This is a genomic window from Buttiauxella ferragutiae (genome assembly GCF_022637515.1).
GTDB classification, from domain to species: domain Bacteria; phylum Pseudomonadota; class Gammaproteobacteria; order Enterobacterales; family Enterobacteriaceae; genus Buttiauxella; species Buttiauxella ferragutiae.
Genome location: NZ_CP093332.1, coordinates 3,117,818 through 3,143,028, shown reverse-complemented (window position 1 = coordinate 3,143,028; position 25,211 = coordinate 3,117,818). Strand labels below are relative to the sequence as shown.

At 48.1% G+C, this 25,211-nt stretch carries 26 protein-coding genes and 1 pseudogene; 13 read left to right on the top strand and 14 right to left on the bottom strand.

Annotated elements, in window-relative coordinates; all coding sequences use genetic code 11:
* The first annotated feature begins 56 nt into the window (after positions 1–56).
* Positions 57–560, top strand: a complete 504-nt coding sequence (locus MNO13_RS14450) for a GlcG/HbpS family heme-binding protein (protein WP_133523089.1) — start codon at positions 57–59, stop codon at positions 558–560.
* Positions 561–777: 217 nt separating this feature from the next.
* The gene (locus MNO13_RS14445; RefSeq protein WP_166642090.1) at positions 778–939 is read left to right on the top strand and encodes a hypothetical protein; all 162 of its coding nucleotides are present in this window, start codon (positions 778–780) and stop codon (positions 937–939) included.
* A 71-nt stretch (positions 940–1,010) separates the two neighbouring features.
* Here MNO13_RS14445 and MNO13_RS14440 read toward each other — a convergent pair whose 3' ends face one another.
* Positions 1,011–1,325, bottom strand: coding sequence for a hypothetical protein (locus MNO13_RS14440; protein WP_241938929.1), 315 nt, complete (start codon positions 1,323–1,325; stop codon positions 1,011–1,013).
* Between the two features lie 296 nt (positions 1,326–1,621).
* Positions 1,622–1,810: pseudogene (locus tag MNO13_RS14435) on the bottom strand (hypothetical protein); the annotation flags it as partial.
* Positions 1,811–2,023: 213 nt separating this feature from the next.
* Between MNO13_RS14435 and MNO13_RS14430 the strand changes: the two are divergent.
* From MNO13_RS14430 to ldtE, 8 genes are all read left to right on the top strand, one after another.
* Positions 2,024–2,851, top strand: coding sequence for an aminoglycoside phosphotransferase family protein (locus MNO13_RS14430; RefSeq protein ID WP_241938928.1), 828 nt, complete (start codon positions 2,024–2,026; stop codon positions 2,849–2,851).
* A 413-nt stretch (positions 2,852–3,264) separates the two neighbouring features.
* Complete coding sequence (sufA, locus tag MNO13_RS14425) at positions 3,265–3,633, top strand: Fe-S cluster assembly scaffold SufA (protein ID WP_121815525.1); 369 nt, start codon at positions 3,265–3,267, stop codon at positions 3,631–3,633.
* 8 nt (positions 3,634–3,641) lie between these two features.
* Positions 3,642–5,126: a Fe-S cluster assembly protein SufB gene (sufB, locus tag MNO13_RS14420; protein WP_232886840.1), complete on the top strand. Its 1,485-nt coding sequence runs from the start codon at positions 3,642–3,644 to the stop codon at positions 5,124–5,126.
* Between the two features lie 16 nt (positions 5,127–5,142).
* Positions 5,143–5,889 carry a Fe-S cluster assembly ATPase SufC gene (gene sufC, locus MNO13_RS14415; RefSeq protein ID WP_133523085.1) on the top strand — a complete coding sequence of 249 codons (747 nt, stop codon included), beginning with the start codon at positions 5,143–5,145 and terminating at the stop codon, positions 5,887–5,889.
* Positions 5,864–7,144 (top strand): Fe-S cluster assembly protein SufD, encoded by a 1,281-nt coding sequence (gene sufD / locus MNO13_RS14410; RefSeq protein WP_241938927.1) that lies wholly within the window; start codon positions 5,864–5,866, stop codon positions 7,142–7,144. Before sufC ends, sufD begins: the two co-directional genes overlap by 26 nt.
* Positions 7,141–8,361 carry a cysteine desulfurase SufS gene (gene sufS, locus MNO13_RS14405; RefSeq protein WP_241938926.1) on the top strand — a complete coding sequence of 407 codons (1,221 nt, stop codon included), beginning with the start codon at positions 7,141–7,143 and terminating at the stop codon, positions 8,359–8,361. The genes sufD and sufS overlap by 4 nt, the downstream gene beginning before the upstream one ends.
* A gap of 13 nt (positions 8,362–8,374) precedes the next feature.
* The gene (gene sufE, locus MNO13_RS14400; protein WP_064547428.1) at positions 8,375–8,791 is read left to right on the top strand and encodes a cysteine desulfuration protein SufE; all 417 of its coding nucleotides are present in this window, start codon (positions 8,375–8,377) and stop codon (positions 8,789–8,791) included.
* Positions 8,792–8,892: 101 nt separating this feature from the next.
* Positions 8,893–9,942: a L,D-transpeptidase LdtE gene (gene ldtE / locus MNO13_RS14395; RefSeq protein ID WP_064547426.1), complete on the top strand. Its 1,050-nt coding sequence runs from the start codon at positions 8,893–8,895 to the stop codon at positions 9,940–9,942.
* A 72-nt stretch (positions 9,943–10,014) separates the two neighbouring features.
* Here the strand turns inward: ldtE and MNO13_RS14390 are convergent, their stop codons facing one another.
* The 3 genes from MNO13_RS14390 to ynhH all read right to left on the bottom strand — a co-directional run bounded on the left by MNO13_RS14390 (position 10,015) and on the right by ynhH (position 12,207).
* Positions 10,015–10,251 (bottom strand): major outer membrane lipoprotein, encoded by a 237-nt coding sequence (locus tag MNO13_RS14390; RefSeq protein ID WP_034455915.1) that lies wholly within the window; start codon positions 10,249–10,251, stop codon positions 10,015–10,017.
* 307 nt (positions 10,252–10,558) lie between these two features.
* Positions 10,559–11,971 (bottom strand): pyruvate kinase PykF, encoded by a 1,413-nt coding sequence (pykF, locus tag MNO13_RS14385; protein WP_064547424.1) that lies wholly within the window; start codon positions 11,969–11,971, stop codon positions 10,559–10,561.
* Positions 11,968–12,207, bottom strand: coding sequence for a protein YnhH (gene ynhH, locus MNO13_RS24560; protein WP_422387222.1), 240 nt, complete (start codon positions 12,205–12,207; stop codon positions 11,968–11,970). Before ynhH ends, pykF begins: the two co-directional genes overlap by 4 nt.
* A 511-nt stretch (positions 12,208–12,718) precedes the next feature.
* Between ynhH and MNO13_RS14380 the strand changes: the two genes are divergently transcribed.
* On the top strand, positions 12,719–13,033 hold the full coding sequence (locus MNO13_RS14380) for a hypothetical protein (protein ID WP_064547422.1): 315 nt from the start codon (positions 12,719–12,721) through the stop codon (positions 13,031–13,033).
* A gap of 88 nt (positions 13,034–13,121) precedes the next feature.
* Here MNO13_RS14380 and MNO13_RS14375 read toward each other — a convergent pair whose 3' ends face one another.
* From MNO13_RS14375 to pth, 5 genes are all read right to left on the bottom strand, one after another.
* On the bottom strand, positions 13,122–14,012 hold the full coding sequence (locus tag MNO13_RS14375) for a transporter substrate-binding domain-containing protein (protein WP_241938925.1): 891 nt from the start codon (positions 14,010–14,012) through the stop codon (positions 13,122–13,124).
* A 55-nt stretch (positions 14,013–14,067) separates the two neighbouring features.
* Positions 14,068–14,985 carry an amino acid ABC transporter substrate-binding protein gene (locus tag MNO13_RS14370; RefSeq protein ID WP_133523080.1) on the bottom strand — a complete coding sequence of 306 codons (918 nt, stop codon included), beginning with the start codon at positions 14,983–14,985 and terminating at the stop codon, positions 14,068–14,070.
* A 7-nt stretch (positions 14,986–14,992) separates the two neighbouring features.
* A complete protein-coding gene (locus MNO13_RS14365) occupies positions 14,993–16,516 on the bottom strand; it encodes a diguanylate cyclase domain-containing protein (protein WP_241938924.1) in 1,524 nt (507 codons plus the stop codon).
* Between the two features lie 433 nt (positions 16,517–16,949).
* The gene (ychF, locus tag MNO13_RS14360; RefSeq protein WP_064547413.1) at positions 16,950–18,041 is read right to left on the bottom strand and encodes a redox-regulated ATPase YchF; all 1,092 of its coding nucleotides are present in this window, start codon (positions 18,039–18,041) and stop codon (positions 16,950–16,952) included.
* 137 nt (positions 18,042–18,178) lie between these two features.
* Entirely contained in the window at positions 18,179–18,763 is a 585-nt protein-coding gene (pth, locus tag MNO13_RS14355) for an aminoacyl-tRNA hydrolase (protein ID WP_064547411.1), read from the bottom strand.
* A gap of 274 nt (positions 18,764–19,037) precedes the next feature.
* On the opposite strand from pth, the gene ychH reads away from it, so the two are divergent.
* Positions 19,038–19,316, top strand: a complete 279-nt coding sequence (gene ychH, locus MNO13_RS14350; protein WP_064547408.1) for a stress-induced protein YchH — start codon at positions 19,038–19,040, stop codon at positions 19,314–19,316.
* A 57-nt stretch (positions 19,317–19,373) separates the two neighbouring features.
* Here the strand turns inward: ychH and dauA are convergent, their stop codons facing one another.
* The 4 genes from dauA to lolB all read right to left on the bottom strand — a co-directional run bounded on the left by dauA (position 19,374) and on the right by lolB (position 23,740).
* Positions 19,374–21,047: a C4-dicarboxylic acid transporter DauA gene (gene dauA / locus MNO13_RS14345; RefSeq protein WP_232886823.1), complete on the bottom strand. Its 1,674-nt coding sequence runs from the start codon at positions 21,045–21,047 to the stop codon at positions 19,374–19,376.
* Between the two features lie 130 nt (positions 21,048–21,177).
* Entirely contained in the window at positions 21,178–22,125 is a 948-nt protein-coding gene (gene prs / locus MNO13_RS14340; RefSeq protein WP_008454180.1) for a ribose-phosphate diphosphokinase, read from the bottom strand.
* Between the two features lie 122 nt (positions 22,126–22,247).
* Positions 22,248–23,117 carry a 4-(cytidine 5'-diphospho)-2-C-methyl-D-erythritol kinase gene (ispE, locus tag MNO13_RS14335; protein ID WP_064547404.1) on the bottom strand — a complete coding sequence of 290 codons (870 nt, stop codon included), beginning with the start codon at positions 23,115–23,117 and terminating at the stop codon, positions 22,248–22,250.
* A complete protein-coding gene (gene lolB, locus MNO13_RS14330; RefSeq protein ID WP_064547402.1) occupies positions 23,117–23,740 on the bottom strand; it encodes a lipoprotein insertase outer membrane protein LolB in 624 nt (207 codons plus the stop codon). The genes ispE and lolB overlap by 1 nt, the downstream gene beginning before the upstream one ends.
* A gap of 204 nt (positions 23,741–23,944) precedes the next feature.
* Here lolB and hemA point away from each other — a divergent pair, with 204 nt between their 5' ends.
* Positions 23,945–25,201, top strand: a complete 1,257-nt coding sequence (hemA, locus tag MNO13_RS14325; protein WP_064547617.1) for a glutamyl-tRNA reductase — start codon at positions 23,945–23,947, stop codon at positions 25,199–25,201.
* Positions 25,202–25,211 lie beyond the last annotated feature (10 nt).

The following is a 25,211-nucleotide window of genomic DNA, read 5'->3' as shown; positions in this document are numbered from 1 at the left end:
ACGGTTGGTTACCTTAACTCCTGTAAATTAATCACTCCGAGTTGAGGGAAGAAACCATGAAAAAATCAATCTTGTTAGCGGCTGTTCTGTTCAGTGGTGCCGCAGCAATGCCTGCATTCGCCAGCAACGTGCTGAGCGAAAAGAACCTCTCACTCGAGTTTGCCGATAAGCTCGCACAGAGCGCAATCCAGGCCTGTAGCGCTAAAAACTACAACGTGGCGGTAACGGTTGTTGACCGCGCGGGTGTGGTGAAAATTGTTAAACGCATGGATAACGCAGGTCCGCATACTGTAGAAGCCAGCCGTATGAAAGCATACACCGCGCTGACTACCAAAAATGCCACCGGTGATGTTATGAAGAGTGCACAGGATAACGCCGGTGCGCAGAATATGCGTGATATCCCTGGCTTCTTATTATTGGGCGGTGGAGTTCCTGTCAAAGTCGATAACCAGACTATTGGCGCTATTGGTATTGGCGGCGCACCTGGCGGGCATTTGGATCAGCAATGTGCGGTTGACGCGCTCGAAGCAAATAAATCACTGCTCAATACTTCCGCTTAATAATCCATCCATTTTGTTTAAGTTGCAGGTCTATTATATAGCCTGCAACTTAAATTATTTCAGCTATAAGTTGTATCTCACGCGCTATATAAAACAGCCTTGAATCCAGCGCACCTTGCCCATGAACTCTTTTTTTGTCAAAATAACGGCGTAAGCGTCAAATACTTTAAGTATTACACGGACGTTATTTATACAGATATGAGTTTATGGAGCTATAATGAAGTATGTACTTGCACTTATGTTGGGCGTGGTATTATCCGGTTGTACAGCTAATGACTGGGTAGATGCTGCTGGTGGCATAATGCAGGCTAAAGATAGCCATGAAAAAGACAGCAGGAATAAGCGTATAAAAGCGGCTAATAAGGCTGCAGGTTACTAATATTTAGAGAAATTCACACATCCCTCTTCTGACTGTATAGAGTGAGAAGAGGAATGATCTTTTATGATGACTTACTGGCTAAATACTCCTTTGGCTCTCGCCTGTTGGCAGGAGATATAGCCATAATGTTTGCGGTTTCCATTCTCATCGAATGCCACATAAAAAGGCATTGTCTCAGCATCTTTTTTTAGCGTGTAATTGATGCAAGTCCCATTGATTTCTGGAACATTCATCTCACTGTCTGGTTTCCCACCCGCTGCAATAACGGAGCTTTTTGTCGCATTAGTCGCGTACGTCGCTTGTACTAACGGATAATTATCAAACTTCATAAAACTGAAACTACAGGCACTTAATAAAGGCACAATTATAAAAGGTGTATAGCGCATTGGATATCCTTCCGTAGAATATAATTACCAACAAAATTAAAATTAACGAACGGATTTTTCTTGCTCGTCAAAGCCACTTTCTCATATATATTAAGCGTATGAAGGACTCAGTACAATTACCGGGCTAATGGTCACGGTATTTAACAAAATGAAGAACAGGGGATATTGTCGCTGGGCATAAAAAAGCCCCGCAGATGCGAGGCTCACGGACAGGGGAATATGTTAATCGAACACACCGTTAATGACGGAGGTCACAATGGCCATGCTTAAAGCAATAAGCACCAAATCATTACCCACCGCTTGCCATGATCCTCATTCGACTTTCCGTTACCCTGGCCTTTGTTGCCCTGGTCCCCGCTATTACCACTGTTACCGTGATTACCGCCACCATTGCCGTTGCCCGGGTTTGCATAAACGGGGGCTGCAAGGACCGTCAGAGAAATAACCGCCGCAAATGCAGTTTTGAGAGTGCGACGCTTAATCATGATGCTTATTCCTTGAGGGGAAATACACACTTTGAAAATATGACGAGGTTATAACCTTAACAATCTTATGTTTTCTTATTTTTAAATACAGTTGCATGAATGACCTAACCATCAGATTTAAGTTGAGAAAAATTTACTCAAGCTATGAGTTAGAATTGTTCACATGCCTGTCGCATTCAGTGACTTTCACGATAAGGAAGTAAGGAAAATATTATGGACATTAGCGGGTTCACACTCTGGTTAGATCGCTGGAACCTCATTCCAGATGGTACACCGTTCACAACCCATACCTCCAAACTCTTGCCTGTTGAGACAATAACAGGAGGTATGAAAGCCATGCTTAAAATCACAGATGATGCGGATGAGCAATCCGGTAATGCTCTAATGTCATGGTGGGAAGGAAATGGCGCAGCACAGGTTATTGCATATGAAAATGAAGCCATTCTTCTCGCACGCGCAATGGGGGAGGCATCACTCTCCTCTATGTCCCGGGAAAGTCAGGATGCTGAGGCGTGTCGGATTTTATGCTTTACAGCAAACAGACTTCACACCACCCCAAAACGGCCTTTACCACAACTTCCGACTCTGGCTGAGTGGTTTTGTCCTCTTCAATCAGCAGCCCAGCTGTATGGAGGCATCCTGTCGCGTAGCGCTGAAATAGCAGAAGAGTTGTTATCGACTCCACAAGAGTTGGTCGTATTACATGGCGACTTACATCATGAGAACGTTCTTGATTTCGGTGCCTCAGGCTGGCTGGCCATTGATCCAAAAGGAATCATCGGTGAACGAGGTTTCGACTTTGCCAATATTTTTACCAATCCGGATCTTGGCAATCCCATACCCCGGGTTGCTACTGTCCCAGGAATATTTAAACAACGACTGAATCTGGTTAGCGAAATGGCGGGCCTTGATAGAGAGCGTCTACTCAAATGGATCATTGCGTGGTGCGGACTCTCAACAACATGGTCACTCGAGAGCAACGAAACAGCATCCATAGCATTAGAAGTTGCAGCGCTGGCAGTGTCCGAACTGAATCAGTGAACATGCAGTCTCGAGTTAAATGCCCGTAGGCCACCTGTCTGGATCTTGCAACAGGAAGTGTTGAGGCTATTTTCACGTCACCAGATTAAGCAGAAATAGTTAAATTGTTGATGTTGCAGTAAATCGTTGTTTTCAGACATTTTAGGTTACCTATCGCATAAATCGGTATTCTCTATACATCTTTTACTTTCTATCACCTAATCATTCGCCCGGCATTTAAATCCTTCTCAATTCAGTGGCTTAAATAGCTCTTTTCACCACCTGCAAGACTTTCAGTAGGGTCTATCCTTAGTTAAGACGCCTAAAAATGCAGCATTTTTCGAATACCCCTGTTATCAGGATGTTGTATTGATAATAGTTATCATTAACATGGGGTGTAGGCTTTTAGGCGCCAAAACATTAAGAGGTGAACTATGGATGTGCAAACCGGTAGCTTCGATCCCAGTGAATTTGCCTGGAAGGGACTGACGTTGACCCCTGATGCGTGCTCACATATTCGCAAACTGGCAAGCCAGCAACCTGGATTTTTGGGTGTGCGTTTGGGGATTAAACAGACAGGTTGTGCAGGGTTTGGCTATGTACTGGACACCGTAAAAGAACCAAAACCCGACGATCTCCTTTTTGAAACAGACGGCGCAAAGCTGTGGGTGCCACTTTCAGCGATGCCGTTTATCGACGGGACGGAAGTCGATTATGTGCGCGAAGGATTAAACGAAATATTCAAATTCAACAACCCGAAAGCCCAGCACGAATGTGGCTGTGGTGAAAGCTTTGGGGTGTAGGCGGGATTATGTCACGTAACACTGAAACGTCTGAAGAAGTGCAAACCTGGGCGGGCAGCCATTCTTATAAAGAAGGTTTTTTCACCCAGTTAAAAACCGACGAAATGGCGCACGGCATCAACGAAGATGTGGTGCGGGCAATTTCTGCGCGGCGTAATGAGCCTGAGTGGATGCTGGAATTTCGCCTGAGCGCATATCGTGCCTGGCTTGAAATGGAAGAGCCGCACTGGCTGAAGGCCAATTACGAAAAACTTAACTATCAGGATTACAGCTATTACTCCGCGCCGTCGTGCGGGAGTTGCGACGATAACTGTGAGTCTCAACCGGGTGCGGTTCAGAAACCCGGCAGCAACGCCTATCTGACCGGTGAAGTAGAAGAGGCATTTAAACAGCTAGGTGTTCCGGTGCATGAAGGCTCGAATATCGCCATGGATGCGATTTTTGACTCCGTTTCTGTTGCCACCACTTACCGTGAAAAACTCTCTGAACAGGGGATTATTTTCTGCTCCTTTGGCGAGGCGATTCACGAATTCCCTGAGCTGGTGCAAAAGTATCTCGGCACCGTGGTTCCGAGTAACGACAACTTCTTTGCCGCACTTAACGCGGCGGTTGCCTCCGACGGCACGTTTATTTATGTGCCGAAAGGCGTACGTTGCCCGATGGAGCTTTCTACCTATTTCCGTATTAACGCCGAGAAAACTGGGCAGTTCGAACGTACCATTTTAGTCGCTGATGAAGGCAGCTACGTCAGTTATATCGAAGGGTGTTCAGCACCTGTGCGCGACAGCTATCAGCTTCACGCAGCGGTGGTGGAAGTCATCATCCATAAAGATGCTGAAGTGAAATATTCCACGGTACAAAACTGGTTCCCAGGCGATGGCAACACGGGTGGCATTCTGAATTTTGTGACCAAACGTGCGCTGTGCGAAGGGGCAAATAGCAAAATGTCCTGGACGCAATCCGAAACCGGTTCTGCTATTACCTGGAAATACCCAAGTGTCATTCTTCGTGGCGATAACTCTATTGGCGAGTTTTTCTCCGTAGCGCTGACTGCCGGGAATCAGCAGGCCGACACTGGCACCAAAATGATCCACATCGGCAAAAACACCAAATCGACAATTATCTCGAAAGGGATCTCCGCCGGGCATAGCCAGAACAGCTATCGCGGTTTAGTGAAAATCATGCCGACGGCGACCAACGCCCGTAACTTCACACAGTGCGATTCGATGCTTATCGGCCCGGACAGCGGCGCGCACACTTTCCCGTATGTTGAGTGCCGCAATAATACCGCCCAGCTTGAGCACGAAGCCACCACCTCGCGCATCGGGGAAGATCAGTTGTTCTATTGCCTGCAACGCGGGATAGCCCAGGACGATGCAATTTCGATGATCGTCAACGGGTTCTGTAAAGACGTGTTCTCAGAATTGCCGCTCGAATTCGCGGTGGAAGCACAAAAACTATTAGCGATCAGTCTGGAACATAGCGTCGGTTAAGGATTAAGGGAAAATTATGCTGAGCATTAAAGATTTACAGGTAAGCGTTGAGGACAAAGAGATCCTGCGCGGTTTGAGCCTTGAAGTGAAACCGGGCGAAGTACACGCCATTATGGGGCCGAACGGCTCCGGGAAAAGTACGCTTTCTGCAACGCTTGCTGGTCGTGAAGACTATGAAGTGACCGGTGGCGAAGTTCATTTTAAAGGCAAAGACTTACTTGAGTTATCGCCGGAAGACCGTGCCGGAGAAGGCATTTTTATGGCGTTTCAGTATCCGGTAGAAATTCCGGGAGTCAGCAACCAGTTCTTCCTGCAAACCGCGCTGAATGCGGTGCGAGAGTATCGCGGCCTTGAAGAACTCGACCGTTTTGATTTTCAGGATTTGATGGAAGAGAAGATCAAACTGCTGAAAATGCCGGAAGATTTGCTGAGCCGTTCAGTGAACGTGGGTTTTTCTGGCGGTGAGAAAAAACGTAACGATATTCTGCAAATGGCGGTGCTTGAACCGGAACTGTGCATTCTTGATGAGTCAGATTCCGGGCTGGATATTGATGCGCTGAAAATTGTCGCTGAAGGTGTTAACTCCCTGCGTGATGGCAACCGTTCATTCATCATCGTTACGCACTACCAGCGTATTCTTGATTACATCAAGCCTGATTTTGTTCATGTGTTGTATCAGGGCAGGATTGTAAAATCGGGAGATTTCAGTCTGGTGAAACAACTGGAGGAGCAGGGTTATGGCTGGCTTACCGAACAGCAGTAACAGCAACGCTCTGCAACAGTGGCACCACCTGTTTGAAAGCCAGGGCGATAAACGAAGCAAAGAAGCGCAGGAACATATGCAGCAAATGCTGCGTCTGGGTCTGCCAACGCGCAAACATGAAAACTGGAAATATACGCCACTTGAAGGGCTACTGAATAATCAGTTTATCTTGCCCGCACCTGAAGTTTTTACAGCTGTGCAACGCGACGAGCTGGTGCTGCCAATAGATGCGTGGCGACTGGTGTTTGTCGATGGGCGCTTTAACGCTGAGCTAAGTGACGATCTCACCAATAGCGGTTTTGACGTTATCGTTGATGAAAAGCGTGATTCTTTGCCAGCAGCCGTGCAGGGTGAAGTGTTTCTGCATCTCACTGAAAGCCTCGCCGAAAGCGTGACGCATATCCGTGTTGCGCGAAATCATAGCCCCGCTAAGGCGTTGTTATTGATGCACATCAGCCGTGGCAGTGAATTGGGTGAAATGAATACTGCGCACTATCGCCACCATTTATCTCTTGGTGAGGGTGCTAAAGCGACGGTTATCGAGCATTACGTCAGTCTGAATGATCAGGCGCATTTCACGGGCGCACGCTTGACTGTCGATGCAGCGGCAAACAGCCAGTTGCACCACTACAAGCTGGCGTTTGAGAACGCGCAAAGCTACCACTTTGCCCATAACGATTTAGTGATAGGCCAGGATGCCACCGTTGACAGCAACAGCTTCTTGTTGGGTACCGCGGTGTTGCGCCATAACACCAGTTCGCAGCTCAATGGCGAAAATACGCAGTTGCGCATGAACAGTCTGGCGTTGCCGATTAACAACGAAGTGTGCGACACGCGAACCTGGCTTGAACACAACAAAGGCTACTGCAACAGCCGTCAGCTGCATAAAACCATCGTGCGCGATAAAGGCCGGGCGGTGTTTAACGGCATGATCAAAGTGGCGCAGCATGCGATTAAAACTGACGGACAGATGACCAACAACAACCTGTTGCTTGGGCGTCTTGCGGAAGTGGACACCAAGCCGCAACTGGAAATTTACGCCGACGATGTGAAATGCAGCCACGGTGCCACCATCGGCCGTATCGACGATGAACAGATGTTCTACCTGCGTTCGCGTGGCATTAAAGAGCAGGCTGCACTTCAGATGATTATCTATGCCTTCGCCGCAGAGCTTACGGAAAGCATTCGTGACGAAGCATTAAAACAGCAAGTGTTGGCGCGGATCGGCCAACGGTTTGCAGGGGGCGAGGCATGAGTTTTTCCATAGAACGGGTGCGTGCTGATTTTCCAATTTTAAGCCGGGAGGTTAACGGGCAGCCGCTGGTCTATTTAGACAGTGCCGCTAGCGCGCAAAAACCGCAGGCGGTCATTGATGCTGAACTGGATTTTTACAGCCACGGTTACGCTGCGGTACATCGCGGGATCCATACGCTGAGCGCGGAAGCGACACAGTTAATGGAAAACGTACGCAACCAGGTTTCGCGTTTTATTAATGCGCAATCGCCAGAAGAAATCGTTTTTGTTCGCGGCACCACCGAAGGGATTAACCTGGTCGCCAACAGCTGGGGGCGTGCCAATATCCAGGCCGGAGATAACATCATTATTTCCACCATGGAGCACCACGCGAATATCGTGCCGTGGCAAATCCTCTGTGAGCATACCGGTGCAACACTGCGTGTGATTCCGCTGAATCAGGACGGCACTTTGCAACTGGATGTGTTCCCTACGCTGATTGATGAGCGTACAAAATTGCTGGCGATTACCCAGGTTTCTAACGTACTGGGCACTGAAAACCCGGTGCGAGAAATGATCGCCACAGCGCATCAGGCTGGTGTGAAAGTGCTGGTGGATGGGGCTCAGGCCATCATGCACCACACTATCGATGTGCAAGAGTTGGATTGCGATTTCTATCTTTTCTCGGGGCATAAAATTTACGGCCCAACGGGTATTGGCGTGTTGTATGCCCGTGAAGAAATCCTGCAAAACATGCCACCGTGGGAAGGCGGCGGGTCGATGATCGCCAGTGTGAGCCTGACCGCAGGCACGACCTACGCCGCGGCACCGTGGCGCTTCGAAGCGGGGACGCCAAATACCGCAGGCATCATCGGACTGGGCGCCGCGTTACGTTATGTCGATAGCCTAAACTTAACTGAGGTGAGCGAGTACGAGCAATCGCTGATGCGTTATGCGCAGCAGGCGCTAAAAGCGGTTCCAGACCTGACGATTTACGGCCCGGATCAACGTCTTGGGGTGATCGCGTTTAATTTGGGTAAACATCATGCCTACGACGTGGGGAGTTTTCTCGATAACTATGGCATTGCGGTGCGTACCGGGCACCATTGCGCCATGCCGTTAATGGCGTTCTACCAGGTTCCGGCGATGTGTCGCGCTTCGTTCGCCATGTATAACACTGAAGAAGAGGTGGATCGCCTGGTGACGGGGTTACAGCGTATCCATCGTCTATTGGGCTAACAGGGAGAAAGCCATGGCCACCATGCCCGACAAAGAAAAGTTATTGAAGAATTTCAGCCGCTGCAGCAACTGGGAAGATAAGTATCTCTACATCATTGAACTTGGCGGGCGTCTGCCCGAGTTCCCTGAAAGTGAGCGCAAAGCGGAAAACACCATTCAGGGTTGCCAGAGCCAGGTGTGGATTGTGATGCAGCAACAGCCTGATGGTGTGATGAAGCTTGAGGGCGACAGCGACGCCGCGATAGTCAAAGGGCTGATTGCTATCGTGTTTATTCTCTACCAACAGATGACTGCGCAGGATATTGTTGCGTTTGATGTTCGCCCATGGTTTGAGAAACTTGAGTTGGCTCAGCACCTTACACCTTCTCGTTCCCAGGGGCTTGAAGCAATGATCCGCGCAATCCGTACCAAAGCTTCTAATCTTAGCTAAACTCAAAGAACAGCTTTCATCCTGTAAACGCGAGGTAATTTTATTACCTCGTACGGTTTTCAGCATTCCGGCATTCCAGCCGGTGAATACAGGAATCCAGTATGAAGCGCGCGTTCTCTCAAATTACATTAATTCTTATCAGTGCTCTGGCGGTAAGCCAGTCGGCCTGGGCCGTTGACTATTTATTGCCTCCTCCTGGCAGCCGAATAATTGGCGAGAATCAAACCTATATTGTTCCTGGTGATGGTAAAAACCTTGAGGCAGTTGCTGCGAAATATAATACCGGAGTGTTACTGTTAATCGAGGCAAACAATACTGTTGACCCTTTCTTACCGAAACCGGGAAGTGAATTAACCATACCGTCGCAAATGATTCTGCCAGATGCCCCGCGTGAGGGGATTGTTATCAATTTGGCCGAGTTGCGGTTGTATTACTATCCGCCAGGGCAGAACCGGGTTGAGGTTTATCCGCTCGGTATTGGTCAGCTTGGGCGTGAAACACCAGTGATGGTGACTCGCGTCAGTCAAAAAATCCCTAATCCGACCTGGACGCCAACCGCGAATATTCGTGCACGTTCAGCCGCACAAGGTATTACGCTGCCCGCAGTGGTGCCAGCAGGGCCTAATAACCCACTTGGGCGTTATGCACTGCGCCTGGAGCAGGGCGGCGGCGAGTTTTTGATTCACGGTACTAATGCCCGTAACAGTATTGGCTTACGCGTGAGTTCGGGTTGTATGCGTATGCGTGCGCCGGATATTAAAGCGTTGTTTAGCCAGGTGGCGTGGGGGACACGGGTTCAAATCATCAACGAGCCGGTGAAATTCAGCATCGAACCTGATGGCAGGCGTTATGTGGAAGTGCATCAGCCGTTGTCGCGTAATGACTGGGAGAATCCACAAACCGTGCCGATTGCTATTTCAGCCTCGTTTGGTTCGTTTATCGACAACCCGATGAGTGACAAAGCGCAGGTAGATAGTGCCATCGCGAGGCGAGCGGGTTATCCGGTATTAGTGAATGCTGCGCAAGGTGTTCCATCACAACCCGTCAACATTACCCCGATACAGAGCGTCAGAACGACCACAGGCAGCGCGCCTGCGACAAACAGTACTGGGAGCATGGTTAGCGGGCAGAGTAGCGTGGTGATGAATTAGAGGCGTTTTGAGTGCAGGATATTCAGGCAAAAAAAATGGCGCACAATGTGCGCCATTTTAATACAAGTACTCTTACTTACGGTAAGAGTGAGCTTGGTTGTCCAGACGCTGGTTAGCGCGTGCTGCGTCGTCTTTAGCAGCTTGAACGTCAGAACGCATTGCGTTCACGTCGTTGCTCAGCTGATCAACTTTAGCGTTCAGAGTCTGAACGTCAGAAGACAGTTGATCGATTTTAGCGTTAGAAGAACAACCTGCCAGCATAGTAGAAGCCAGGATTACCGCGCCCAGTACCAGTTTAGTACGATTCATTATTAATACCCTCTAGATTGAGTTAATCTCCATGTAGCGTTACAAGTATTACACAAAGTTTTTTATCTTGAGAATAAATTTTTGATGGGAATGCACTTAAATTTGATCGTTCGCTCAAAGAAACACCGAACCGGGGCTAAAACCTAAAAAAAATAGAAAAAACAGAGGATTTTAATCGGATTCATCTTAGTAAAACACGACTTAAATAGAGCAGGCCGATTTGCTTTTTAATCAGAAATGGCTTCTAAGCCGAATAAAAAAAGCGCCCGAAGGCGCTTTTTAAGCAAATTATTCGTTCACAGTAAATTTACAGTACGTGAACAGACGCAGTATTGGTTGTGCCACTTGGTACCAGAGCACCAGAAACCATCACTACGATGTCGCCTTTGCGAGCCAGGCCGCTTTCCAGCGCAACTTCTTTACCCAGACGGTAGAAATCATCAGTAGAAGCGATTTCTTTAACCAACTGAGGAATCACACCTTTGCTCAGAACTAACTGACGAGCAGTCACTTCATTGGTGGTCAGCGCCAGAATAGTTGCGTTCGGGAAGTATTTACGCACAGCTTTCGCTGATTTACCGCCCTGGGTTGCGACCACAATGACTGGCGCTTCCAGGTTTTCTGCAGTTTCAACCGCACCACGGCAAACTGCTTCAGTAATGCGCAGTTTACGGCTGTCATGGTTGTTATCCAGACGGCTGGTCATCACGCGGTCAGTACGCTCACAGATAGTAGCCATGATGGTCACGGCTTCCAGTGGGTATTTACCTTTAGCAGACTCACCAGACAGCATTACTGCGTCGGTACCGTCGATGATGGCGTTAGCAACGTCACCAGCTTCTGCACGGGTAGGGCGTGGGTTTTTGATCATGGAGTCGAGCATCTGAGTTGCAGTGATAACAACTTTACGAGCGCGAACACATTTCTCGATCATCATCTTCTGCGCGAAGATAACTTCTTCAACCGGGATTTCAACGCCCAGGTCACCACGAGCAACCATGATACCGTCTGAAGCTTCGAGGATTTCGTCGAAGTTGTTCAGGCCTTCCTGGTTTTCGATTTTAGAGATGATCTGGATGTTTTCGCCGCCATGAGCTTTTAAATGCTCGCGGATTTCAACGACGTCAGAACGTTTACGGATGAAGGACGCAGCAACGAAATCAACGCCTTGTTCGCAACCGAAGATCAGATCTTGTTTGTCTTTTTCAGCCAGAGCTGGCAGAGCGATGGAAACGCCTGGCAGGTTAACGCCTTTGTTTTCGCCCAGGTCGCCGTTGTTCAGTACTTTACAAACAACGTTTTTACCTTCAATTGCAGTGACTTCCATACCGATCAGACCATCGTCTACCAGTACAGTATTGCCCACGCTCAGGTCGCTGGTGAAACCTTCGTAAGTCACAGCAACGATGTCGCTGTTACCTACAACAGTTTTGTCAGTGGTGAAAGTGAAAGTCTGGCCCGCTTTCAGAGAAACGTCTTTGCCACCTTCCAGTTTGATGGTGCGGATTTCAGGACCTTTGGTGTCCAGCAGAATTGCTGCTTTCTTACCTGATGTCGCCATTACGTTGCGCAGGTTCTTGATACGCTGACCGTGTTCTTCGTAGTCACCGTGGGAGAAGTTCAGACGCATTACGTTCATGCCAGCATCAAGCATGTTGCTCAGCATTTCTTCGGATTCGGTTTTTGGACCGATGGTGCAAACAATTTTAGTCTTTTTCATGACAGTCTTATCTGTAAGTTGAGAAGGATTGTGAAAATTCGGTTCCGGTCGATACGGGCGCCGGAGCGCAAACTAAAGCTGGTATTGTTCAAGTGCCACCTGGTAAGGATAGGTGACAGAAATAAAGCGTGCAGAGGAAAGTGTGCTTGCGGTTCAGCCTGCCGGTGATGTGGATTGCTTTCTAATGTAATAAGACAGTTCAATGTGCTGAAACCATTCAAGTCAGGACCTCGCATATTATAGAGGTAACTTGCAGCGAAAGGAATTAAAAACACTGTTTCAAAATCGGAATGCGCAGAAATACAGCGAAGTGTTATCAATGCGTTAATAAAATATTGCCGAGACTGGTAAGGAAAAAAGAGTGGTGTCCTGTTTTTGGCAATGGGTTTACATCCAGAAAAACGCTTCAGCTTTCTCTATATGATGAATGGGTCTTAAAAATTATTTGCAGAATGTAATATTTTGTTGAAAACAAATTGTGGGCATTAAAAGCCCCTTACTGGACAACGAAGTTCCCACGCTGGCAAATCTCGTTACTATTCAGAAATAGCCCTTTACACGGTAAGCTTTCAATTGTTATTCACGGATGAGCAATTTAGCGCCAATTCACTTGAAATATTTTCAACTTAAGTTTTATTAATCTTTATGTGCTTGATTAGGTTATTTCTTAGCTACATTATTATTGAACAATGGATAGGAGGTAAATGATTTACCTCTGAGTGTTATTATTAATCACGGATTTTGATTATGTTGTCACTGGAAATGGAAGAAGATGTTGTCCTGCGGGTAAAAGGCATGGAGAAAATGCTTGAAGGAATTGTCCGCGAACTCAAAGCTAACAAGGGTGTTGTCGATGAGTTTATTCGGGATGATATTGCTAGATTCCGACATTGTTCAAAAGATGTAATATCACACCATGTTCAGGTTTCGCGCAGCGTACGTAAAAGACTGGAAGACGTCACCATCCATTCTCAAAAACGCGTACGCAAAACAGCACAGAATAACTTGTTATATGGTGTATTGTGCGGTATGTCTTTCTGCATGATTCTGCAATTGATGTAATTAACATCAATTCATGGTAACTGTATTGGGGGAGAAAGTAAGCTTTCTCCCTTTTTTATCTCTGATATTCAGAAATATGATTGAATAATCATGACTCTTTTTGAGTTAAATATTTATACATGGACGATGTCAATGGGATATGAAGATTAATATTTTTTCCTGGTAAGGTATGATTAAACCATTGTTCATAGAACTGTTTGAAATCTGGGCGTTCAAATCGAGTTAAAAGCGTCTTATCAATAATTTTTTTAAACTCAGTATCGTCATGACGTAGCATAATACCGAGGTTCTGGGCAGGACCAAAAACCCCATCTGAAACAGCATATTGTGATGAATCCCCACTATTTTCAATAAGTTCTCTTAATGACACTTCATTCATGGCAGCAGCAAAACATTTATGATTGCTCATCATATCAAATGACTCTTTCATTGTTGGTTGAGAAAGGATCAAAATATTAAGCTTTTGCAGACGGTTAAGCTGATTAAGATTCACTAAGTCAGATGAGCCTCTTGCCACACTGATTGTTTTCCCCGCTAAATCGTTATAGGTGTGAACAGAATTCCCTGCCTGCATCCCCGCACGTGTACTCACAGATAAATAATGGCGAGAGAAAAGAACGAGGCTTGCACGTTTCACCGTATCAGTGTTCACCGAACAGTCCATATCAATAATATTATGGTTTAGCATTGTGGTGCGCATCGTAAGGGGCACAGGAACATAATTAACCGCCAGATTGCTAATATGCAGTTCCTTTTTCAAAGATTCGGTAACATCTCTGCATAAGTCAATGACATATCCAATAACATGCCCATCGCTGGTTTTATAAGAGTAGGGGGCTGCATCACGATAGCCAATATTAATCATTTTCCGTGCAGAAATATTCTGCAAAGTGGAGAGATTTGAGTCGGAATGAACCAGTCCTGTATAGCAGACGAATAAAAAACTTAGGCTATATGTAAGAAAACTCATTTTTTTCATTTTTTTAACTTTTTATTGTTGGCTAAATTCCCCGGGGTGCCCCGGTGAAAACCTTTTAATAAGAATAAAATTGTTTCGAAAGCGTTGATTGCTGCAACTCAGGTGATAATGGCAAGTTGAGCGTAATACCTTCAGGCATGATTGGCTGCATAAACCATTTGTTATAAATAGTAATGAATTCAGTGCTCAACATCAGGCGCTTCATCGCGTGATTAATCAACTCCGCAAATTGGGGGTTACCTTTCTGCATCGGCATTCCGATGGGCAGGCGCGGGCTTAGCAAGTCATCTGATAGGGTAAACGCCTCGGGATTGGCTGAAAGCGCTATTTGCCCAAGTAATAAAACCTCACTGGAGATAATTGCTGGCGTTCTGCCGCTTTCAAGTTCAGAGAAGGCTTTAACATTGTCGGTATCAAGGTCAATGTTAAGGGATAGCTGATACAAAGCATTAGCATCCTGGATGTGCCTGACGAACACGGTGCCACTTTTTACCATCACCGTATGCCCATTAAGTTCGGTAATGCCCGAAATATCATCTTCCTTACGCGAGACAAAACGAGTTGCCGAAAAGAAATAGGGCTCGGAAAACGTCACGGTTTGTTGGCGCTCGGCGGTGTAGATCGTGGGAATACATCCCATATCGATCGTTTTATTTTTGATGGTTAAAAATTGAGTAGCAGTGGTGACTGGAACCCAATTAATCTTCAACAATGGCAGATGAAGTTCCTGCCTGATCATGTCGACCAGTTTATAGCAGATATCAATGGAGTATCCGTGTGGTTTGTTATCTGCAACATAGGAGAAGGGGAAAACATCTGTCTCATAGCTCAGCGTAATCGCGCTGGTTTTCTCGATACTTGAAACCAGCTCATCTGCTCTGCTGGCAGAAGATGCCAGCAGGCTGAAGCTGAGCGTCAGTATCAGAGCCAGTGAGGATAATGAATAATTTAAATGAGAGACTCGATTCTTCATGGCTTTTCTATTTTCTCTTGCCCGGCTCTGTCGTCACTCGGGCATTGCCTGGCGCCTGGTCAAAATAGTTTCCCGCTACAGTCATTGCTTCGTGGTTCATGGTCATGCCGTTAGCGTAGAAATGAAAGCAGTTGCGGCCGAAGTTTTTGGAGGTGTAAAGCGCGAGATCGGCGTGCGCAAATAAATCCTCGCGGGTTTGGCCGTGCTGCGGTGCGCAAGAAATCCCGATACTGCTACTGATGGCAAAAGTATGCCCACTGCAGTTAAAGGGAGCGTTAAGTGCATGTAACACTTTATTGGCTAACGCCTCGGCTTCTGAGATCTGGTTGCAATTAACCTGCTGAAGAATGGCAAATTCGTCCCCACCTAAGCGGATAGCCGTATCTCCACTGCTGACCAGGGTGGACAATCTTGTCGCTGATTCGACGAGCAACTCGTCTCCCACGACATGTCCGTAGGTGTCATTAACAGGTTTAAAATTATCCAAATCGATTAACAGGAGATTAAAGAGGGTGCCTTCGGTTTTCACTTTGACCAGCCGTCCGTCGATGGAATTTCGATAGGCAACTCTATTAGGCAGTAAGGTCAGAGAATCATGGTGCGCCATGTATTCCATTTTTAGTGCCATCTCCTGCATGCGTTGCAAATAGCCGCGCTCAACCATAGCGACCCGCAACTTTTCAATCGCCCTTGCGAGCTCACCTATTTCATCCTCCTGAGACTGGAACGGTGTAACCTGATCGGTTTTTTCATCGGCTATCGATGATACTGCCTGGATAAGACGGGGAACGGGGCGAAAAAGATTACGCACCAGCCAATTAACCACAACAACTGTCGCGCCGAGGATTAGAACCAGTATCAGTAAAGTGTGATTCAATAATTGATTATGGATCTCCAACAGTGCGTCACGTTCACCGATACTGGTGACCACAGCACCGAGTAACTTGCCTGACAAATTAACAATTGGAATCGAGCCGACGAAATACTCTTTGCTGCCGAGAGTGGCAAATCCACGGTAATATTCCTTGAGTGCAAAGCCTGGGCCTTTATTATCATCAGTTATCGTGACTTGTTGTTGCGTTTGGGTATCAATAAAGCCGTGTTTATCATCGTAATACAATAACCACGTTGGATTATGAGTTTGCGTTGAAACCAGAGTCAGCATATCGGCTGGATTGAAACCTGTCTGGATTACGCTTTCGTCATCCCATAGCGGTCTTTCTGATTCAATGCTGACAACCTGTCCTTCGCTATTGGATTTAACAGCAACGGAAGTGTAGATATTACGAATAATATAGCTGGTAATTTGCGAATTAGTCGCAGCCTGCTTAAACCACTGTGTTTGAGAAATGCGCTTCACTTCAAAAAATCCAGCACCAGAACCAACGCTATAGGCAATCAAGACCCCAAGCATCAGGTAAATGGCTACCTTCCCGGTAATCGAATGATACCAGTGGTACTCCCCATGGTTGTTGGACTCCTTCCTTGCCGACGGCACAACTTCATGACGAATGAGCTCTTTATCAACCATTGTTCTGTACGTGCTCTTATTAAGTGATTAAAGAAGACTCTGGAGGAAAGTTATAAGTTGATAATTTTAATGTTCTTTATAGATCTGACTCTAAAATTACGGCTCTGGTAATGTTAGAAAAAAGTACTTACTCGTTACACTTATGAAATAAATGGTTTGGATAACAGGTAATGTTTACATGAGAGGGGCGGGATTATAAATCTGGCTATTTACTGCGTCAACGATAAATATTATTGTGGTCGATGTCCAAAAATATACACTTTATTCCTCATCTAAATAAATAATTACTGTATAAAAATGGACAGTGGATAAGTTTCATTATTGGTGATAATGGATATATTCAGACGATAAAAAAAGCCCACGCAATAGCGTGGACTTTTAATTGTTTCATCTTCCAGCCCTGAGCATAAAAATGCTGTGGGCTGAAAGGGAATTAGACGTTGAACAAGAAGTTCATTACATCGCCATCTTTAACGATGTAGTCTTTACCTTCAGCACGCATTTTGCCAGCTTCTTTCGCGCCTTGCTCACCTTTGTAGGTGATGAAGTCTTCGAAGGCAATAGTCTGAGCACGGATGAAGCCTTTTTCGAAGTCAGTGTGGATTTTACCCGCAGCTTGTGGAGCTGTAGCGCCAACTGGGATAGTCCATGCACGTACTTCTTTCACGCCAGCGGTGAAGTAAGTTTGCAGGTTCAGCAGCTCGTAACCCGCGCGGATAACGCGGTTCAGGCCAGGTTCTTCGAGGCCCATTTCTGCCATGAACTCGTCACGGTCAGCATCGTCAAGTTCAGCAATATCAGACTCAACGGCGGCACAAACAGCAACAACCACAGAACCTTCGGCAGCGGCGATTTCGCGCACTTTGTCGAGGTATGGGTTGTTTTCGTAACCGTCTTCATTGACGTTCGCGATATACATCGTTGGTTTCAGCGTCAGGAAACTCAGGTATTTGATTGCCGCTTTGTCTTCTTCGGTCAGAGGAAGCGCACGCAACATACCGGCGTTCTCAAGCTGTGGCAGACATTTTTCCAGCGCAGCCAGTTCAGCTTTTGCGTCTTTATCGCCGCCTTTTGCTTTCTTCTGCACGCGGTGGATGGCACGTTCGCAAGTATCCAGATCTGAAAGCGCCAGCTCAGTGTTAATGACTTCGATGTCATCGGCTGGATCAACTTTGTTATTCACGTGAATGATGTTGTCGTTTTCAAAACAACGCACTACGTGGCCGATGGCTTCGGTTTCGCGAATGTTGGTCAGGAACTGGTTACCCAGGCCTTCACCTTTGGATGCGCCTTTCACCAGACCGGCGATATCAACGAACTCCATGGTAGTTGGCAGAATGCGCTGTGGTTTTACGATTTCGGCCAGTTTATCCAGACGTGGGTCCGGCATTGGTACCACACCAGTGTTCGGCTCAATGGTACAGAACGGGAAGTTTGCAGCTTCGATTCCCGCTTTGGTGAGCGCGTTGAACAGGGTTGATTTACCAACGTTCGGCAAGCCGACGATACCGCATTTGAATCCCATGGTTTAATTCACCTTAATTACTTGATATTCAATGAGTTGATGTTGTCTCATTGATAAAATGATCATAACTTTCCCCATTATACACCCAAACGGCATATAACGGGCGCAGAAATCCTTGCTGAAAGCCGCGAGAACGTTTATTGCGCTTTAAAGGCGTGCAGGCGATTAGTGGCTTTGGTTAAACCTTCCTTCAGCCATACCTCAGTGCAACGTGCCGCTTCGTCTACTGCGTCATCAATCAGCTTCTGTTCGCTGAGCGGCGGTTTACCCAATACAAAGCCGACAACTTTGTTTTTATCACCAGGATGGCCGATTCCGACGCGTAAGCGGTGAAAGTTAGGGTTATTGCCCAGTTTGCTGATGATGTCTTTCAGGCCATTGTGGCCACCGTGGCCGCCGCCGAGTTTGAATTTTGCTACACCTGGCGGTAGATCTAACTCATCGTGCGCAACAAGAATTTCATCTGGCGCGATGCGGAAAAATGTCGCCATCGCCCCAACAGCTTTACCACTGAGGTTCATAAACGTGGTTGGCACCAACAGGCGAACATCTTCACCGGCAAGGTTTATGCGCGCTGTGTAACCGAAGAATTTGCTTTCTTCTTTGAGCGACTGATTATGGCGCTGTGCAAGCAGATCCACATACCAGGCTCCTGCGTTATGGCGGGTTGCAGCATATTCCGCACCTGGATTTGCCAGGCCAACAATTAATTTAATGCTCACGTTTAATATCCTGAAAACAGACAAGAGCCGCGTAGTTTACTGTGCCCAGGACTCGATGACAAAGAAGCAATGCAATCCCTATTCAAGTGTTGAATAGTTCACCATCTAAACAATTAGAATTTCATGCTATTCAGCGAGTTATTTGTAAATATATGTAGGCTTTCATTCGTAATTGTGATCGCCCACGCACATAATTCGAAGCGGTGTTGTCTATACTTTACACACAAGGAATGGGGATTTCCCCCGCCGACCCAGGTACACCCGGAGGTGATATATGAAACGCAAAAACGCTTCATTACTCGGCAACATTTTCATGGGCTTGGGGCTTGTCGTCATGGTGGGTGGTGTTGGTTACTCAATTTTAAACCAACTCCCTCAATTCAATTTCCCGCAATATTTCGCCCACGGTGCTGTGTTAAGCATTTTTGTTGGTGCGGTGCTTTGGCTGGCTGGTGCGCGTGTCGGTGGGCACGAACAAGTAGGCGACCGTTACTGGTGGGTGCGCCACTTTGATAAACGTTGCCGCCGCGATGACAGCCATAAACATAGTTAACTAAATTTAGAAAATGAAAACGGTTCTGTCGCAGAACCGTTTTTTTTGGCAAAAACTTTACTCAGCCAATGCAGCCTGAATATCCGGGAAGAAAGCAAGGCGACCCGCAATGGGCTTAACACCCGCTCGAGCCAGTGTTTTAAGCGGCTGAAACTCCAGGTTAGTTACCCGCAACTCGCAACCTTCCGGCAGTTTTTCCACAAAACGTTGAAACGCATCCAGTCCACCGGCATCCAGTACCGGAACGGCATCCCATTGCAAAATAATCAGATGATTTTGCTCAACGCGCTGGGCGAGATCATTAAATAATCCCTCGGCGGCGGCGAAGAATAGCGGCCCGGTGACGCGTAATGCCAGCACACCTTCTGGCGTAGGAATGTTTACCGGTGCCAGACGGGTCATGCGGGCAATGCGACGCATAAACAGTAAAGAGGCCAGCACAATCCCCACGCTAATCGCGATAACCATATCGAACAGCACCGTTAACGACATGCAGATAAGCATGACGATGATGTCGTCTTTCGGCGCACGGCGCAGCAGGCTGACCACTTTATGCGCTTCACTCATATTCCACGCCACCATTAGCAGCAGGGCGGCCATTGCGGAAAGCGGCAACCAGGAAAGCAGAGGGGCCAGCACCAATAACGCCATAATCACCAGCAATGCGTGAATCACGGCAGCCATCGGTGATGTTGCGCCAGCGCGCACGTTGGCGGCTGACCGGGCAATGGCGGCGGTGGCAGTAATCCCACCAAAGAATGGCGCAATGATATTGCCCATCCCCTGGCCGATAAGTTCGCTGTTGGCGTTATGTTTGGTGCCCGTCATACCATCTAACACCACGGCGCACAGCAGCGATTCAATTGCGCCGAGCATCGCCATCGAAAAGGCTGCCGGGAGCAGGGCGCTTAAAGAATCCCAGCTCAGCGTGAAGTTTGAGTTGGGAATATTCCACGGCAGCATCAGTTGTGGCAACAGTTGTGGAATGCCATTGCCCTGGGTGCCGTCAGCCAATACATAGTGGAAGCGTGAGCCGATAGTCGCCACATCGAAGCCTGCTGCATGTACCGCTGCCATGGTGGCACAGCCTGCCAGCAGTGCCGGTAAGTGGCCGGGTAAACGAATGCCAAAACGCGGCCAGAGAATCAACACGCCGAGTGTCACGATGCCAATTGCCGCATCGCCGAGATTAATTGTTGGCATTGCCATCGCCAGCGCCGCCACTTTATTCAGGTAGTGTTCCGGCACGTGTTCCAGCGTCAGGCCAAAGAAATCTTTCACCTGCATAGTGGCGATGGTAATCCCAATCCCGGAGGTAAAACCGAGTGTTACGGAAAGCGGGATGTATTCAATCAGGCGGCCAAACCGCGCCAAACCAAACAAAATAAGAAACACGCCGGACATCAATGTGGCGATGAGTAAACCCGCAAGGCCGAACTGTTGCGCCACCGGATAGAGGATCACCACAAACGCCGCTGTTGGGCCGGAAACACTGAAACGTGAACCGCCGCTTAAGGCAATCACAATCCCGGCAATCGCTGAAGTATACAGGCCATACTGCGGGGCGACACCGCTGCCAATCGCTAACGCCATCGCCAGGGGAATAGCAATAATCCCTACGGTAATACCAGCGATAACATCGCGGCTAAAACGAGAAACCGTGTATTTCTCTCGCCAACAAGCGTCTACCAGAGCGCGGAAAGGTAATATAGAAGAAGATACGTTTTTCACTTTGATTCCATCCGTGAGCGCATCATCTGTCATTTATGAGGGATATGGCAGGTGAAGGAGGCATTGGTTTAATAAATACATACTACAAAAGAAAAAACCCGCCGCAGCGGGTTTTTTTAAACGAGTTCGATTAGTGCTCGAACATCGCAGAGATTGATTCTTCATTGCTGATACGGCGAATAGCTTCAGCCAACATGCCAGACAGAGTCAGGGTGCGGACGTTAGGCAGTGCTTTGATTTCATCAGACAGTGGGATGGTGTCACATACGATAACTTCGTCGATCACGGAGTTACGCAGGTTGTGAACCGCATTGCCGGAGAAAATCGGGTGAGTTGCGTAAGCAAACACACGTTTAGCACCACGCTCTTTCAGTGCTTCAGCTGCTTTGCACAGAGTGCCGCCGGTATCGATCATATCGTCAACCAGTACACAATCACGGCCAGATACATCACCGATGATATGCATAACCTGGGAAACGTTAGCGCGAGGACGACGTTTGTCGATGATAGCCATGTCGGTATCGTTAAGCAGTTTTGCGATAGCACGAGCACGCACAACGCCACCGATATCTGGAGAAACCACGATTGGGTTTTCCAGGCCGATTTGCAGCATATCTTCTAGCAGGATTGGGCTACCGAAAACGTTATCTACAGGAACATCGAAGAAGCCCTGAATCTGTTCTGCGTGCAAGTCCACGGTGAGAACACGGTCAACCCCAACACTTGAGAGGAAGTCAGCAACCACTTTCGCGGTGATTGGCACACGGGCGGAACGCACACGGCGATCCTGACGAGCATAACCAAAGTAAGGGATAACAGCGGTGATACGACCTGCAGAAGCACGGCGCAGGGCGTCGACCATAACAACCAATTCCATAAGGTTGTCATTAGTTGGTGCACAGGTGGACTGGATGATGAAAATATCACCACCGCGTACATTTTCGTTGATTTGTACGCTTACTTCTCCGTCGCTAAAACGACCGACGGCGGCGTCACCAAGGGAGGTGTACAGGCGGTTGGCAATACGTTGTGCTAGTTCCGGGGTGGCGTTACCAGCAAAAAGCTTCATATCAGGCACGAGAAAAACCTCAGGCATGCGTCCAGTGGCGGATGGTACTACCGCAGCTTATGCGGGCGGGGTAGCGCCATCCAGGCGGTGTATAAAGAGCTTGATGCAACGTCTGAAACAAGGTGACGTTGTCACCAATACTCAGCTTGCCCGGATATGGCCTGATGCAGCGGGGAGACATTAACGCCTCGCGCAACAAACCCATGCAGCCATTCCGGGGCTTGCTTAAGCACCTGGCGGGCAGCGTTCTCGGTGTCAAATTCAGCAAACACACAAGCGCCGGTGCCGGTCAGGCGCGACGGCGCGTATTCTAACAGCCAGGAAAGCAGCTCATCAACCTTACGAAAACGTTTTCTTGCGATAACCTCACAATCATTACCAAATTCACAGTTTAATAACGTGTCAATTGATCTGATCGGGGTATTTCGTGGTAGCTCTGGATCTTTGAAAATGACAGGCGTGGGAATGCTGACGCCAGGATGTGCAACCAGGTACCACTTTTCCGGTGGAGAGACGGGGGTGAGCTTCTCACCAACACCTTCGGCAAAAGCGGCAAATCCACGCACGAATACGGGGACGTCGGCGCCGAGAGTGATACCCAACGCCGCCAGTTGATCTTCAGTCAGGCCGGTGTTCCACACATGGTTTAGCGCCACCAACACTGTTGCTGCATTTGATGACCCGCCACCTAAACCGCCGCCCATTGGCAATCGTTTTTCAACGCTGATTTCTGCCCCGGCACCCTGCGGCAACGTGCCCATTAGCAGGGCGGTGTCTTGCAATAATCGAGCCGCGCGGACAATTAAATTCTCTTCATCCGGCACCCCTTCAATCGGAGTAGCTAAGCGAATTTGACCATCATTTGTCGGCTCAATGCTGAGGGTGTCGCCATAATCAAGGAACTGAAATAAAGTTTGTAAATTATGGTATCCGTCTTCACGACGACCGGTGATATACAAAAATAAATTCAGTTTTGCTGGGGATGGCCAACGTTTTCTCATTATTTGACTGTCCAGTTATCCATTTTGAGTTTGATACGCTGTGAGCCTTCGCGCAGTTCCATATTTGACGGCAGAGCAGGCTGCACACTGTCGTCATAATCGCTATACACCACTTTCCAGGTTTTGCCGTCCTGGGTGTAGTTGATTTCACTCAGGCGATATTGAGCATCAATTTTATAGTCAGTGGCCTCACCCGGCAGGCCGAGGATCCATTGACGCAGGCTATTGAGCGGAATAGGCATTCCCGTCAATTTACCCACCATCTCTTCTGCATTATCGGCGACGTACTTTTTGCCATTGCGGTCAGTCAGTTGCACGACACCAGGCTGCGCATTGAGCTCAAGCTCGGTGCTGCCTAACGGGTTAGTCAATAATAAGCGATAGCGATCCGGCGAGGTTTGTTGCCAGTTATAGCGTGCATAAACTTTTTGACTATCGGAGAGATAAGCAAAAGCACCACGTGTTTGATATTGGGTGATTTTTTGTACTTGTTGCTGGTGTTGTAACCACTGCGGAGAGTCAGGACTTTTGCCTGGACCGCTTGGTTTTGGCGTGACACAAGCAGTCAAAATAAGGCTTGCCAGTGGCGCAAGGCGCAGCAGACGGGCTTTCGTCATAGACATAGAGGCAACGGTTCCTTCTCATTAATTTTAGTTGTTAACTGTTTATGCTAGCGGCGCATAGTCAGGTCGTCTATGGTCATGTTGTCTTAAATCATTAATTGTAGTGATACCCCACAAGGAGTGGCTCCCTTTTATTGACTGCACGCATCCTGTATGATGCGCCGAGTTAATCCTTATCAACATCGGTATTACTCAGACCGCTCAATGACCCTTTTAGCGCTTGGCATCAACCATAAAACAGCTCCAGTCTCGTTGCGAGAACGTGTTACGTTTTCGCCGGACACGCTCGACCAGGCATTGAACAGCCTGCTCGAACAGCCGATGGTGCAAGGTGGGGTGGTGTTGTCGACGTGTAACCGGACTGAGCTGTATCTGAGCGTCGAAGAACAGGAAGACCTGCACGAGCAGCTCGTGCGTTGGCTATGTAATTACCACAACCTCAACGAAGAGGAAGTGCGTAAAAGCCTGTACTGGCATCACGACAACGACGCAGTCACCCATTTAATGCGTGTCGCAAGTGGTCTTGATTCGCTGGTGCTCGGCGAGCCACAAATCCTCGGGCAGGTTAAAAAGGCCTTTGCCGACTCACAAAAAGGGCATTCGCTTTCCAGCGAACTGGAGCGCATGTTCCAGAAGTCCTTCTCCGTTGCCAAGCGTGTTCGCACCGAAACCGAAATCGGCGCGAGTGCCGTATCCGTAGCGTTCGCGGCCTGCACCCTGGCACGACAAATTTTCGAATCCTTATCGACTGTCACCGTGTTGCTGGTTGGTGCGGGTGAAACCATTGAACTGGCGGCGCGTCATTTACGTGAACACAACGTTCAGAAGATGATTATTGCCAACCGCACGCGTGAACGCGCTCAGGTGCTGGCTGATGAAGTCGGTGCCGAGGTAATAAGCCTGAGTGACATTGATTCTCGCTTGCAGGAAGCTGACATTATTATTAGTTCCACCGCCAGCCCACTGCCAATCATTGGTAAAGGCATGGTCGAACGCGCGTTAAAAGCTCGCCGCAACCAGCCGTTACTGTTAGTCGATATCGCCGTCCCGCGCGATGTTGAGCCGGAAGTAGGCAAACTGGCGAACGCCTATCTGTATAGCGTTGACGACCTTCAGGCGATAATTCAAAGCAACCTCGCGCAGCGCAAGGCTGCCGCCGTTGAAGCTGAAACGATTGTCGCACAGGAAAGTGGTGAGTTCATGGCCTGGTTGCGTGCCCAAAGCGCAACGGAAACTATCCGTGAATACCGCACACAAGCAGAACAGGTTCGTGATGACCTGGCTGCTAAGGCTATCGCCGCGCTCCAGCAGGGTGCCGATGCCGAAACAGTCCTTCAGGATTTGGCATGGAAATTAACCAACCGCCTGATCCACGCTCCAACCAAATCGCTCACGCAGGCTGCCCGTGACGGGGATGACGAACGCCTGCAGATTCTGCGCAACAGCCTCGGGCTGGATTAGCAAATAAACT